Raw genomic sequence first — 13,899 nt, 5'->3', positions numbered from 1 at the left:
ATCCGCCGATGGCCCGGCGTACGATCGCGAGGTGTCGCCGCGAATACCTCCGCATGAGCAACCCCATCCGCCCCAATCCGGGCGCAGCGAGGCCACTCACACCCATGCCGACGTCGCAGGCGGACGCCTACGCGCGGCCACCTTCGGTGCGATGGATGGCCTGGTCACCAACATCAGCCTGGTCGCAGGCGTCGGTGCGGCCGGAGCGTCGGGCCACACGATCATCCTCAGCGGGGTGTCCGGCCTCGCGGCAGGCGCCTTCTCGATGGCGCTGGGTGAATACACCTCGGTGACCACCCAGAACGAACAGATCGACGCCGAAGTCGCGGTCGAACGCCGCGAACTCGCCAAACACCCCGAAGCCGAACTGAACGAACTGATCGAGACGTTTGTCGACATGGGAATGAGCGAGGACACCGCACAAGCCGCCGCAACCGAGGTCCACGAAGACACCGAGCGGGCCGTGTATCTGCACTTGACCCACGAGCTCGGCGTCGACCCTGAGGACAAGCCGTCGCCGATCGTCGCGGCCGTCTCATCGTTTGCAATGTTCTCCGTCGGTGCGGTGGTCCCGCTGATCACCTACCTGTTCGGATTCGAGTCGCTGACCGCCGCCCTCGTGGTCGGCGCGATCGGACTGCTCCTGGCAGGTGGAATTGCCGCACAGTTCACCAACCAGCCGATCTGGAAAGGTGCACTGCGACAACTCGCCTTCGGCGTGATCGCCGCCGCTGCAACCTATCTCGTCGGTTACCTGATCGGCGTCCCGGCATCCGGTTGATTTGAGGGCACCGGCTCAGCCCAGGACACCATCGACAAGTTCCTGCGCCTGCGCCTGCACTTGCGCCAAATGCTCCGGCCCGTTGAATGATTCGGCATAGATCTTGTAGACGTCCTCGGTACCCGAGGGCCGCGCGGCGAACCAGGCATTCTCGGTGGTCACTTTCAATCCACCGATCTTTGCCCCGTTACCCGGCGCCTCGGTCAGGATCGCGGTGATCGGCTCACCGGCGAGTTCGGTCGCGGTGACCTGAGCCGCCGAAAGCTTCGCCAGCTTGGCCTTCTGCTCCCGGTCGGCCGGAGCATCGATGCGCGCATACGACGGCGAACCACCATGCTGCTGCGCCAATTCCGCGTAACGCTGCGAAGGCGTCTTGCCGGTCACCGCCAGGATCTCCGAGGCCAGCAGAGCCAAGATGATGCCATCCTTGTCGGTGGTCCACACAGTGCCATCGGTGCGCAGGAACGACGCCCCGGCACTCTCCTCACCACCGAAACCTACTGAGCCGTCGAGGAGTCCGGGTACAAACCACTTGAATCCGACCGGCACCTCGATCAGGTTCCGCCCGATACCGGCAACAACGCGGTCGATCATCGACGACGACACCAGCGTCTTGCCCACCGCCGCACTCGGCGACCAACCGCCGCGATGGGTGAACAGATAGTCGATGGCAACGGCCAGGAAGTGATTCGGATTCATCAATCCACCGTCCGGGGTCACGATGCCGTGCCGGTCGGAGTCGGCATCGTTACCGGTGGCGATGTCGTACTGATCGCGCGCACCGATCAGCGAGGCCATCGCGTTCGGTGAGCTGCAATCCATCCGGATCTTGCCGTCGGTGTCGAGGGTCATGAACGAAAATGCCGGATCCACAGAGGGATTGACCACGGTCAGGTTCGGCAGGTCGTAGCGGCGTCCGATCTCTCCCCAGTAACCGACCGAGGCACCACCGAGTGGGTCGGCACCGATTCGGACACCTGCGGTCCGGATGGCCGCCATGTCGATCACCGACGCCAGGTCGTCGACGTACGCGGCGAGGTAGTCGTAGGTTCCGTAGAACTCCGATTTCTGGGCACGCTCGAAGGGGATCCGTTTCACACCGGACAATCCGCTGCGGAGCAGCTCGTTGGCGCGGGCGGCGACCAAGCCGGTGATGTCGGTGTCCGCCGGGCCACCGTTGGGTGGGTTGTATTTGAAACCGCCGTCACGGGGCGGATTGTGCGACGGGGTGACAACGATGCCGTCGGCCTGCGGGCCACTGCCCCGATTGTGGGTCAGGATCGCGTGGCTCAACGCCGGCGTCGGAGTGAAACCGTCTCGGCTGTCGACCAGGACCCGGACACCAGCTGCAACCAGGACCTCGATCGCGCTCTGCCAGGCAGGCAGTGAGAGGGCGTGGGTGTCGCGGCCGATGAACAGTGGCCCGGTGATGCCTGCACCGGCCCGGTACTCGACGATGGCCTGCGTGGTCGCCACGATGTGATCTTCGTTGAACGCGTTGTCCAGACTCGATCCGCGATGGCCGGAAGTACCGAAAACTACTTGCTGCAAAGGGTTTTCAGGATCTGGTTTGCCGGAATAGTAGGCATCGAACACAGCCGACACATCGATCAGATCTTCCGGCAACGCCACGGTTCCCGCGCGCGGATGAGCCATTGGTCTTTCCTTCCGGTTGTGCTGCAGTGAAGCGGCGAACCGTCCGCTGCGTCCTGGCGACTTCGACTGGACGCCCTGAATTCTGCCACCGATCGTCCTTGCAAGTCGGGTGAGCGGGCTACACTCCACCGTAGAAATGTCGCGCTCGGTAGCATTCCGGTCCGACGAAACCTCGGTTGGGGGACGGAGGGGCACCATGCGTGTTCGGAAACCGATGAGACGGCGAATCCTGCGAAGCCTTGCCGCCGTTGCACTCACCACCGCAGCAGTCGCCGGCTTCACCGCGGCCCCGGCGGGCGCGGCACCGCTCATGCCGGCCCCCAACAGCGACCCGTTCTATGCCGCGCCCGGCAATCTGAACTCGGCAGCCAACGGACAGGTACTCAAGGTGCAGAACCTGAGCAGCCCGTTCCCGGGGTCCACCGCCCAGAAGATCCAGTTCCGGACCACCAACTCCGCCGGTGACCCGATCGCCGCGGTGACGACACTCCTCGTCCCCGACGGCGGTGGCCGCCACGACCTGCTCTCCTACCAGCCGTTCACCAACTCCCTCGGTCTGCAGTGCGCACCGTCGCACCAGCTGTTCTCCGGCGGGTTGCAAGAACAACAGCTGATCGCATTGGCCCTGGCCCGGGGTGTCGCGGTCAACGTGCCCGACCACCTGGGCCCCACCAGCGCGTACGGCGCGGCCAGGCTGGGCGGCACCATCACGCTCGATTCCATCCGCGCGGTGCAGTCCGACGCCCGATTCCGGGTCGGCACGACCCCCACCGTGCTCGCCGGATACTCCGGTGGCGCGATGGCCAGCGCGTTCGCCGCGGTCCTCGAACCGACCTATGCCCCTGAACTGAACCTCGTCGGACTTTCCGCAGGCGGAACCCCCGTCAACCTCGATGCCATCGCCCGCACCCTCGGCGTCACCGCCAACCCGCTGTTCGGGCTGGGCTTCGCCGCGTCGGTCGGTCTGGAACGCGAATACCCGGCCGAACTCCCCCTGTCCCGACAACTCAACGGACGGGGTACGGCTTTGGCGAACCAAATGCGTAATGCCTGCACCCAACAGATCATCGACGCCGGGGCAGGACTCAAGATCTCCGATGTCGTGACCGGCGGACGTCTGCCGGATGATCCGGCCGGTACCGCCGCCCTGAACCTGAACAGTGTGCAGATGGTTCCCGAGGTACCGCGGATTCCCGTGCTGCTGTATCAGGGCGCCGACGATCAACTCACCCCCACCTCACGAGTTCTCGCCACCGCCGCGAAGTGGTGCAGCCAGGGCACCCGGGTGCAGACGCTCATCCTGCCCGGCGACCACGGGTCGACGATCGCAACGGGTGTGCCGTTTGCCTTGGCGTTCATCAACGATCGACTGACGGGCGCGCCCGCACCGAGCACGTGCTGATCCCCGGCCGAAAACCGAGGGCATCGGTCCTGGTGCTGCCGGGCGGCACCGACTCGTCCCGCGAGCCGTACAGCCGGAAACAACCTGCGGCGTTGCGCATGTACCCGTTCACGTTGTCGCTCACCGCGCTGCCGGATGTGGCCGTCCGCCAAGCCGTGTACGAGGTATACGGCTGGAACGGCGACGAGAACAGCCCGATGGCCAGGGCCCAGCAGGCACTCGACCGTCTGCTGCAGGCCGCACCCGACGCCCCGGTAATCGTCATCGGGCATTCGATGGGTGGCCGCGTGGCCGCTCGGCTGGCCGCCGACAAACGGGTGGCCGGAGTACTCGCGTTGGCACCGTGGTGGCAGCACGCAGATTGGCGTTACATCAACATCGACGCGAAAGTGCTTGCGCTACACGGAACCGCGGACATCCGAACGTATCCGAGTCGCACCGCCAAGGGTATCGCCGAGCTGCAGGAACGCGGCGTGGATGCGACCTACGTGCCGATCGAGGGCGGCGGCCATGCCCTCCTCGACCACGTATGGACCTGGCAATCGACCGCGGTGCGGTTCGTCCGGAGCTTCGGCTGAGTCGGTGTCACGGGCGGCATCGGCCGATTTGCCCGTAAATGTCCCGGGACTGGGCTTTCTTGGGCGTTTGCAGCTGACTACACAGCGAACCCACAGGAAGAATCTGGACGATCAGACCTGTGAATCTAGCGGGGGTGTCTCTGTTCGGTGGTTGGTTCCCACCGGCGGTGCAGGGTCTGGCGGTGGCGGCCATGCTGACGGCGATCGGCTGGAGAAATCGTCGGTGGCGGTTGTTGTGGGTTCCGATTTCGACGGTGGTTGCAGTGGTCGCCGCCCTCGGAACCTACTGGATTCTGGCCCACCGCGACCTCGCCCCACAAGCGGCGCCGCTGACATTCTGGATCTGGTTGTCCGCCACCGTGATGATGGCGGTTCTGGTGGTGGTCGGCTGGATGGGCACCGGCTGGTGGCGCCGTGCGCTGAGTCTGACGGCGGTACTGCTGACCGCGGCCGCGGTCGGGTTGGCCGCCAACCAGTGGGCCGGCTTCTTTCCGACAACTGGCAGGGCGTGGCAGGCGTTGTCGTCGCAACCACTTCCCGATCAGGCCAGATTGAACACGCTGTCCGGGCTACGTGGCGCACCACAACCCGACGGAAAGGTCGTCCCGGTCCGAATTCCCGATGTTGTCAGCGGCTTTCGGCACCGCACCGAGTACGTCTACCTGCCACCGGCGTGGTTTGACGGAACGACACCACCGCAACTACCGGTGGTGGTCATGATCGGCGGTGTGGTCACCACGCCCGAGGACTGGGTTCGCAGCGGCGATGCCCCCACCACCGTGCGCAAGTACGCGGACGAACACGGCGGACAGGCACCCATCCTGGTGATGATCGACCCGACTGGATCGCTGACCAACGACACCGAATGCGTGGACGGCCCGCACGGAAACGTGGACACCCACATCACCAAAGAGGTTCGACCGTACGTGATCTCGAACTTCGGCGCCTCCGACTCACCAGCCCGATGGGCGGTCGCCGGCTGGTCGATGGGCGGCACCTGTGCCGTGAACCTGGTTGTCAGACACCCGGATCAATTCAGCACCTTCATCGACATCTCGGGTGATGAAGGCCCCAACCTCGGGGATCGGCGGCAAACCATCAAAACCCTGTACGGAGGCCGCGAGAAAGAGTGGGCTCAATGCGATCCCGCAACAGCGATGGCCGAACACGGCAGATACACCGACACCGCCGGCTGGTTTGAATCCGAAGGACACCCTTCAAAGCAGACAGGTGGTCTCACCTCCCCACAGCTCCGGGCTGCGGAAAAGCTCTCAAAGGTCGCCGACGCCAACAACATCACCACGGTGATGCGGCCTGTCACCGGCCGCCACGATTGGCCATTCGCGTCGCAGGCATTCGCCGATGCCACCCCGTGGTTGATGCAACGCCTCGAGTTGCCCGGCTGAGTCAGCCCACCCAGTCGAAGGTGTCCGGGTTGGGGCCGTTGCGGCCGTCCTCTCCCTTGTCGAGTCCATCGATCGCGCTGATCGCGTCGCTGTCGAGTTCGAAGTCGAAGATCGCGAAGTTCTCTTCGACGCGCTTTGCCGTGACGGACTTCGGAAAGATGATGTCGCCGCGCTGGATGTGCCAGCGCAGGACAACCTGCGCGGTCGACTTCCCGATCTTGTTCGCGATCTCCGTGATCACCGGATCGCCCAGAACCTTGCCCTGGGCGATGGGCGACCAGGCCTCGGTCGCGATGCCGTGATCCTTGCCGTACTGCCGGGCGACCTCGTTGGTGAAGTACGGGTGTACCTCGATCTGGTTCACCGCGGGCACCAGAGATGTTTCGGCAGCCAGTCGGTTTAGATGAGCCGGCTGAAAGTTCGACACTCCGACGGACTTCGAGCGGCCGTCCTCGGCGAACTCGATCAGGGTGTTCCAGGTCGACACGTAGTCGCCGCCGTACTGCGTCGGCAGCGGCCAGTGGATCAGGAACAGGTCGATCTGCTCGAGTCCGAGGTCCTTGAGCGTGGTGTCGAAGGCTTTGCGGGCCGCATCGGGCTCGTGGAACGTGTTGTTCAGTTTGCTGGTCACGAAGATCTCGTCACGGGCGATCCCGGACGCGCGGATCCCTTCGCCGACCTCTTTTTCATTGCCGTACATCTCGGCGGTGTCGATGTGGCGGTAGCCGACCTCGAGTGCGGTCTTCACAGCGTCGGCGGTGTCTTCCGGCTTGATCTGGAACACCCCGAATCCGAGCTGCGGGATGGTGTTTCCGTTGTTGAGTGTGATGTTCGGAACCTGAGTCATCGTCGTCCAATCCACTGTTGATCGGAGCCCTGAACACAAAAGCGGGGAGAGAACCTTTTCTGGTCCTCTCCCCGCTTCTGCGAGACGGTGGAGCTGCCGGGAATCGAACCCGGGTCCTTCGCCGTGTCAGTAGGGCTTCTCCGTGTGCAGTTCGCTAAGTCTCTACTCGGATCTCTCAGTCACGCGAACAAGCCGAGATGACGATCCCAGTCGCTGTTGGATGTCCCACTGTGGTCCGCGACCGACCGCAGTGGTGAGCTCCCTGAATGATGCCGGTACCCGGGGCGGAAGCACACCCGGGCCGACAGACCAGCCTTCGCTTAGGCAGCGAGGGCGTAGTCGCGCTGATTTTTGTCGGCGCTTAATTGGTTGCTACGACGCTTACGGTGGTCTCTAGCCTGCACCGACACGCTTCCCCTACCTCAACGCACCAAGTCGAAACCGTTCAGCCCCTGGTCGGTGAATCTCTAGCAGGATCCAGCCGCTGGCAGCGACCGGACAAGTCATTGTAACAAGCCTGTCGCGCTTGTCATTCCCAATTGCCTGTCGGACGTGGCAGGCCGGACATACGAAAAGGGCCTCATCGCCGCGTACCACGCGGGGATGAGGCCCTCTCAAGAGTTCGTCGAGGACGTACCCCGATCGGATCTCTACTTTCCGTAGTCGACTGCAGCGGTCCCGGTCTGCGACACCGTGTCGGCAGTACCGCTCTGCGACATCGCATCGGCGAGCTGCAGGAGCCCAGCGGGTCCCTGCTGCGCCGCGTCGACGATCTCGATGACAGGTCGGACCTTCTCGACGATCGGTGCGACGGTATCGGACACCGTCTGCTTGATCGTGTCGAGACGCTGCTCGGCCTGGGCAACAGTCCGATCAATACCGTCGAACACCTCGTCCACCACGGCCGCACCCTGATCGATCGCCCCGGTCACATCGGTGACCTGGGTCTCGACCGCGGTTCCCCGAGCAACGTTGTCGACCTCGTCGGTGACCGCGTCGGCAACCTTTGGCAGTTGCCGAACGATTACTGCGCCCACCTGGGCAACCGCAACTCCGGTGGTCACGCCGTTGGCAACCGGATCGGTCGTCGACGACGTTGTCTCCGCCGGAGCCGAAACAGGTTCGACACTTCCCGACGGCGCGTCGCTGACCGCAGACTCCCGCAGCCACGAACTCACGTAGTTCGCGCCGGTGAGGCCTGCCTCGTCCGGATCAGTGAAATAGCTGGTGTGCGAGATACCCGGGTACCAGTACTCCGGGTGCACCGCCATGAGCAGCACCCCGACGTTGTTGTTGATACCGAGGACGAACTCTTGCGCCACTTTTGCTTCCCAGGCGGACGAGACCTCGGATGCAAACGTCGCCACACCGTAAGCCGACTGCAAGACAACCAACGGGTCCGTGTAGTCCGGCACCGTGTAGTGCGGATCGGTGGTCGCTGCGACCACATCGCCCAACGTCTCCGACGACAGCATCCAGTGCGGCGTCGTCACCACGTGGAGTCCGGTCAGCAACGCCGACCGCAGTACCACTGACCCCAGATCTGTCGTGATCTGTCCTGGATCGGTCGTGTCGATGTGGATCTGTTCGGCCACATTGGCACCGATCCGGACCACCTGAGCATTGTCAGGGATCGCACAGGCGAAATCGCCGGTCATACACAGGGACACAACGCGCCCGGTCAGCTCACCGAACTCGGAACCACGTCGCGAGTCCATGCCGGCGCCCAGTGCGGCGTCCGAACTCGACGCAGCGGTCCGCGCACCGTTCAGCGGTGCCGACAGTCCCGGTGCACCCGGAACCAGATCTGCACCCGCACCCCGGTTGGGGTCGGAGATGAGGTAGACACCACGCACCTGCGATGCCGGTACGGGTCCATTACCTGCACCGATATCGGCCGCTACCCGACTGGCGATATCCGCGCCCTGGCTGTATCCGACAATCGCAATCTCGGTGTCGGATCCACATTGCTCTTCGATCTGGGCGATCTGTGCTTCCGTCGCCGCCACACCGGCATCCACCGATTGTGCATACGGTGTGCCGTCCGACGTGTAGCCGAAGTCTGCGGGATACGGCACGTAGGTCGTCTGCATCGACCCTTCGGGCGCATCCCGCTCGGCATCCGCGATCACTGGGGCGAGAACGCCACTTTGATCATGCGGATCCCGACTGTTACTCGAATCCAACGTTCCCGGGACCGCCACCACATGGAGGTCCGGGCAGTCGCTGATCGGTCGTGCCGACACGTTCGACTGAACCAGCGCCGGCATCACACCCATTGTCATGGTCGCCGCGAGAGAGGCGAACATCATCGCCACCACCGGGCGCCATCGACGATGCCGACGATCCATCAGGATCGTGGCACCACCCCCGGCCCTAGATCGTTTTCGGGTCATTGTTCGAATGCTCCTGTTGAGGCTCACGTCCGTATGGACAGTGCGCGTGGGACTTGTGAGTTGCCCCCAACTCAGAGCCAGACCGGACCCGCGGCCAATTCCTCGTTAGTTAGGCATCCCTAATCCTTCATGTGAATCTCATGTTTGACTCCTGTGGAAACTCTCCGGAGCTGAAAGGTACTGTTCACAGGGCATGAATCCCTGTCCGGTCCGGATCCTGAACAAACCAGACCGTTTTGCGTACAGTCAGGGAGCCGTATGACCTACATCTCGTTTCGTTGTGAAAACAGTTGGCGCAATCAACAATCATTTAGCTCTCCTACAGATCGGCAGAACCGGGGTTGGACGAAGTGACACCGGGCATCGCGGCCCGCGACGCCCGCCTCGAGTTCGCCGCGCGCTTTCGATTGCTGCACGAAATCGCCGGATCTCCGGCCCTCAAGACCCTCGCCTCGCGCGCCTCCGCATCGATGCTCACCGGCGATTCACCCCGTCCCGGTGCTGTCTCCCCACAACGTCTGTCCGATTGGCGAACCGGCCGCAATGTTCCCGCCAAGTTCGACGGGCTCGCGGCCACACTCCGCGTCCTGATCGCCGCCGCCCGGAAACGATGTCCGGAACCACCGTCCCGCGGGCTCTACTCGATGGTCGAATGGCAAAACCTGTGGAACCAGGCACTGACCTCACCGGCCATTCCGGAAAAGGGCAAGGAAACCCGATCGAAGCCGGTCGAGAAGCCTGATTTCGAGCGGCTGAACGTCTGCCCGTTTCCCGGCCTGACACCACTGTCGGATTGCGACACCGACTTCTACTTCGGCAGAGCCAAGGCGATCTCGATACTCGTCGAGCGATTCACCGCCAACCTCGGATCCCGGCGACTGACATTTGTGGTCGGCGCCTCGGGGTCGGGCAAATCCTCGCTCCTGCAGGCCGGCTTCGCCGTGGCGATCGGCGCGGACTACACGGTCGCATCGATGACCCCGGGTTCGCGACCCACGCAGACACTCACCGAAGCGCTGGGTTCCGCGAGTGCCGCCACGCCGCGGGTACTCATCGTCGACCAGTTCGAAGAGGTGTTCACCAACTGCGACGATATCGAGCGCTCGAAGTTCATCTCCATGCTGACCCAACTGCCCGACAGTGAGCTCTGCGCGCCGGGCAGTTACGCAGGTGTGGTCGTCGCGGTGCGTTCGGACTTCTACCAGCAGTGCGTGGAACTCCCTGCCCTCACCGACTCGCTGGTGCACAACCAGATGGTGCTCGGCCGGATGTCGCGCGCAGATCTCACCTCCGCCATCGTCGGTCCAGCGGGCGCAGTGGGACTCTCGGTGGCCGACGGACTGGTCGACGTCATCCTGTCCGACCTCGGTGTCGCCTCGCGGAGCGCAACCGCGGTCCCCTCCGATCCGGGCGTGCTCCCCCTGATGGCGCACGCTCTTCACCGCACCTGGGAAGCCAGATCCGGCAACGTCCTCACCCTCGCCGGATACCGCGAAACCGGCGGCGTCCACGGCGCCATCACGCTCAGCGCCGAAGAGCGCTGGTCGCAGTTCACCGACGTCCAGCGCGATGTCGCCCGCGACCTGCTGCTGCACATGATCCACATCGGAGAGGACGGGCGCGGCACCCGGCGCCACGTCCCGACCGTCGAACTGCGCAACCGCCATCCGCAGGCCCCGGCGATCCTCGACGCACTCGGCCAGGCCCGCATCGTCGTCCATGATGAACGCGGGACCACCCTGGCCCACGAGGCCGTCATCGAGGCGTGGCCGCGCCTGTCGCAATGGCTCGACGACGACCGCGAAGACGTCCTGCGCCGGCAGCGTATCGACGCGGACGCGCGCGAATGGCAAGCCAACGACAACGAACGGTCGCTGCTCTACAGCGGCACCCGCCTGGCATCGGCAACCGAGTGGCAGAAGGACTCGCGCAGTCCGATTTCACCGATCACAGTCGAGTTCCTCGGTGCGGCCCGAGAATCCTCACGCCGGGGCTCCCGGTTGCGCCGCGGCCTGGTCCTGCTCCTGGTGATCTTGCTGCTGACCACGGCGATGGCAGCGCTGGTCGCGGTGCAGCAGCAACGCCAGGCCGACGCCGACCGCTCCGACGCCCAGTTCAACGCGCTGCTGGCGCAGGCCGCGCTGACGCAATCGGTCGATCCCACGGTCTCGGCCCGCCTGTCCCTGGCCGCCGCCGAGCAACGTCCCGACGACCCGCGGCCCAGCGCCCTGCTGATGGGAACCCAGACGTCCGCGCTGGCAAGTGTGGTGGACGGACACCAAGGCGCCGTGTACGACATCGCCGTCAACAACCGCAACCTGGTCGCGACGGCAAGCTACGACCGCACCGTCCGGCTATGGCAGGAGTCGGGAGCCGGTCTGCCGACCCCGATGGGTCAGCCGCTGGCCGGACACCAGTCGTGGATCACCAGCGTCGAGTACTCCACCGACGGCGACACCCTGTTCTCCGGCGACGGCGACGGCGTCGTTCAGGTCTGGGACGTCACGGACCCGGCCAATGCACATCTACGCACGGCCACGCCGCTGACCGGACACACCGGGGCCGTCTATCAGATCGCCGTGCGACCCGAAGCCGACGGCGTCACCCGGTGGATCGCCACCGCAGGCGACGACCACACCGCGCGCCTGTGGAACCTGGAGACCGGCCAGACAGAGGTGCTGACCGGGCACGACGACGCACTTCGCACCCTGGCGTTCTCACCGGATGGCAAGACCCTCGTCACCGGCAGCGACGACCGGACCGCAATCGTGTGGGACACCACCGATCCGGCGGCTCCCGAGCAACTCGGCACGCCTCTCACCGGCTACGACGCCACAGTGCACGCGGTCAGGTTCAGCCCGGACGGATCACTGCTGGCAACCGCAAGCGACGACCAGACCATCCGGATGTGGTCGATGTCCGACCGGACCGCACCCAAGGCCATGGGCGCTCCCTCCGAAGCGCACACCGCAGCGATCTGGTCGCTCGAGTTCAATCACGACGGCTCGCTGTTGGCCACGGCCAGCTGGGATGGCACGGCCAAGGTCTGGAGCCTGACCGATCCGGCCCGTCCGGTGCTTCTCGGACAGCCGCTGACCGGCAGCAGCGGTGGTCTGACCACCGTCGCGTTCGGCGGTCCGGACGGCCGATTGATCACCGGAGGACAGGACGGCGCCATCCGGTTCTGGACCCTGCCCGCCGCAACCGTCCTCGGCCACACGGGGCGGGTCGCGCAACCGGCCTTCAACGCATCCGGGTCACTGATGGCAACCGGGTCGCGTGATGGCACGGTGCGGATGTGGGACACCACCGAGGGCAACGCCCCGCGCCCGATAGCTCTGTTGGTCGACCCGGCCGGACCTCAGGAGGTCGAGACCATCGCCTTGTCCGGGGACGGCCGCACGTTGGCGTACACCGGCGTGGGTACCGGCCAGGTGCGCCTGTGGGACGTCGCCGACCCCGCCTCCCCGCGACCGCTCGGCGCGCCGCTGAACTCCCGCGCGCGGTACACCCACGGGCTGGACTTCTCCCCCGACTCGATGTCGTTGGCGACCGCCTTCGATGATCAGAGCGTGCAGATCTGGAACCTGACCGATCGGCGCAAACCGGTCGCGGCGGGGGCGCCGCTGACCGGACCTCAGGGGTGGATCAACGACGTGGCGTTCTCACCGGATGGGCGCTATCTGGCCGCCGCGAGCAGCGACAAGAACCTGCACCTGTGGGACCTGCAGAAGGGCTCTCCGCTGTCGCAGATCTACCCGGGGCACAGTGGACCCATCAACGCGGTGGCGATCAGTCCGGACTCACAGTGGGTGGCGACCGGCAGCGACGACCAGACCGTTCGGCTCTGGAATCTCGACGCCCTTGATTCGAACGCGGTGAAGGTGACCGGACACGAGTCGACGGTGCGGTCGGTGACCTTCGACCCGAGTGGCTCCATGCTCGCCACGGGCAGCGACGACCAGACCGTGCGCATGTGGGACCTACGCCAGATGACCCATCCCACCGCGATCGGCCGAACGGTGACGCCTCCGGGCACCGTGCGCTGGCAGGTTGCCTTCAGTCCGGATGGCAAACATCTGGCAGGCGCGGGTGAGAACGGTGCGCTGCGCTGGTGGACCCATCAGGTGACGGCCGACACCGGGCTCTGCCAGGCCACGGCAGGCGGGATGACCGAGAGCAAGTGGAAAGACCTCCTGCCCGACATCCCCTACCGCCAGACGTGCTCGGGGTACGAGTCGGTGCCGGGCTGAGATCGGGCCGAGGACCGAGGTCTCGACCGTAGGTCAGCGCATACCCTTCACGCGACGCCCCAGCTCCCGGGTGACCTCGCGTTCGGCGTCGCGTTTGGCCAGATCGTGGCGCTTGTCGTGGGCCTGTTTGCCTCGCGCCAGCGCCAGTTCGACCTTCACCTTGCCGTCGTTGAAGTACATCGACAGCGGCACCAGGGTCAGGTTGCCGTCCCGAATCTTGCCGACCAGGCCGTCGATCTCCTTGCGGTGCATCAACAATTTGCGACTGCGCCGAGGCGCGTGGTTGGTCCACGTACCGTTGCCGTATTCCGGGATGTGCAGTCCGCGGAGCCAGACCTCACCGTTGTCGACAGTCGCGAACGCGTCCACCAACGAGGCTTTTCCTTCGCGCAGGCTCTTCACCTCGGTTCCCACCAACGCGATACCGGCTTCATAGGTGTCGAGGATGGCGTAGTTGTGCCGCGCCTTACGGTTCGTCGCAATTGCCTTGCGGCCCTTTTCCTTCATCCTTTTCACCTACTCTCAGTTCGTCGATCACATCGGCGCCTGGCGGCGTCATCGATGGCCCCGCAACAATACA

At 64.9% G+C, this 13,899-nt stretch carries 9 protein-coding genes and 1 other RNA gene; 5 read left to right on the top strand and 5 right to left on the bottom strand.

The genetic code is table 11. The annotated features are described in order from the left end of the window. Positions 1 to 31 precede the first annotated feature (31 nt). Positions 32 to 781 carry a VIT1/CCC1 transporter family protein gene (locus AC1TPF_RS10030; protein ID WP_482135286.1) on the top strand — a complete coding sequence of 250 codons (750 nt, stop codon included), beginning with the start codon at positions 32 to 34 and terminating at the stop codon, positions 779 to 781. 15 nt (positions 782 to 796) lie between these two features. Here AC1TPF_RS10030 and pgm read toward each other — a convergent pair whose 3' ends face one another. Continuing rightward, positions 797 to 2,437, bottom strand: coding sequence for a phosphoglucomutase (alpha-D-glucose-1,6-bisphosphate-dependent) (gene pgm, locus AC1TPF_RS10025; protein ID WP_482143674.1), 1,641 nt, complete (start codon positions 2,435 to 2,437; stop codon positions 797 to 799). A 214-nt stretch (positions 2,438 to 2,651) separates the two neighbouring features. Here pgm and AC1TPF_RS10020 point away from each other — a divergent pair, with 214 nt between their 5' ends. The 3 genes from AC1TPF_RS10020 (at position 2,652) to AC1TPF_RS10010 (ending at position 5,823) form a co-directional block, all read left to right on the top strand. Continuing rightward, positions 2,652 to 3,839, top strand: a complete 1,188-nt coding sequence (locus AC1TPF_RS10020; protein WP_482143673.1) for a lipase family protein — start codon at positions 2,652 to 2,654, stop codon at positions 3,837 to 3,839. After that, positions 3,839 to 4,417, top strand: coding sequence for an alpha/beta hydrolase (locus AC1TPF_RS10015; RefSeq protein WP_482144074.1), 579 nt, complete (start codon positions 3,839 to 3,841; stop codon positions 4,415 to 4,417). Before AC1TPF_RS10020 ends, AC1TPF_RS10015 begins: the two co-directional genes overlap by 1 nt. Before the next feature lie 119 nt (positions 4,418 to 4,536). Then, the gene (locus AC1TPF_RS10010; RefSeq protein WP_482143671.1) at positions 4,537 to 5,823 is read left to right on the top strand and encodes an alpha/beta hydrolase; all 1,287 of its coding nucleotides are present in this window, start codon (positions 4,537 to 4,539) and stop codon (positions 5,821 to 5,823) included. 1 nt (position 5,824) lies between these two features. On the opposite strand, the gene AC1TPF_RS10005 is transcribed toward AC1TPF_RS10010, so the two are convergent. The 3 genes from AC1TPF_RS10005 to AC1TPF_RS09995 all read right to left on the bottom strand — a co-directional run bounded on the left by AC1TPF_RS10005 (position 5,825) and on the right by AC1TPF_RS09995 (position 9,066). After that, positions 5,825 to 6,670, bottom strand: coding sequence for an aldo/keto reductase (locus tag AC1TPF_RS10005; protein ID WP_482143670.1), 846 nt, complete (start codon positions 6,668 to 6,670; stop codon positions 5,825 to 5,827). Positions 6,671 to 6,755: 85 nt separating this feature from the next. Further along, positions 6,756 to 7,123: a transfer-messenger RNA gene (gene ssrA / locus AC1TPF_RS10000) on the bottom strand. 197 nt (positions 7,124 to 7,320) lie between these two features. Further along, positions 7,321 to 9,066 (bottom strand): cutinase family protein, encoded by a 1,746-nt coding sequence (locus AC1TPF_RS09995; RefSeq protein ID WP_482143669.1) that lies wholly within the window; start codon positions 9,064 to 9,066, stop codon positions 7,321 to 7,323. Between the two features lie 350 nt (positions 9,067 to 9,416). On the opposite strand from AC1TPF_RS09995, the gene AC1TPF_RS09990 reads away from it, so the two are divergent. Next, the gene (locus AC1TPF_RS09990; protein WP_482143667.1) at positions 9,417 to 13,319 is read left to right on the top strand and encodes a WD40 repeat domain-containing protein; all 3,903 of its coding nucleotides are present in this window, start codon (positions 9,417 to 9,419) and stop codon (positions 13,317 to 13,319) included. A 33-nt stretch (positions 13,320 to 13,352) separates the two neighbouring features. Here AC1TPF_RS09990 and smpB read toward each other — a convergent pair whose 3' ends face one another. After that, positions 13,353 to 13,826: an SsrA-binding protein SmpB gene (smpB, locus tag AC1TPF_RS09985; protein ID WP_482135293.1), complete on the bottom strand. Its 474-nt coding sequence runs from the start codon at positions 13,824 to 13,826 to the stop codon at positions 13,353 to 13,355. Positions 13,827 to 13,899: the final 73 nt, after the last annotated feature.

Source organism: Williamsia sp. Y853 (assembly GCF_056786495.1).
Note: the sequence above shows the minus strand (reverse complement) of the source record. Positions and strands in the feature narration are given on the sequence as shown.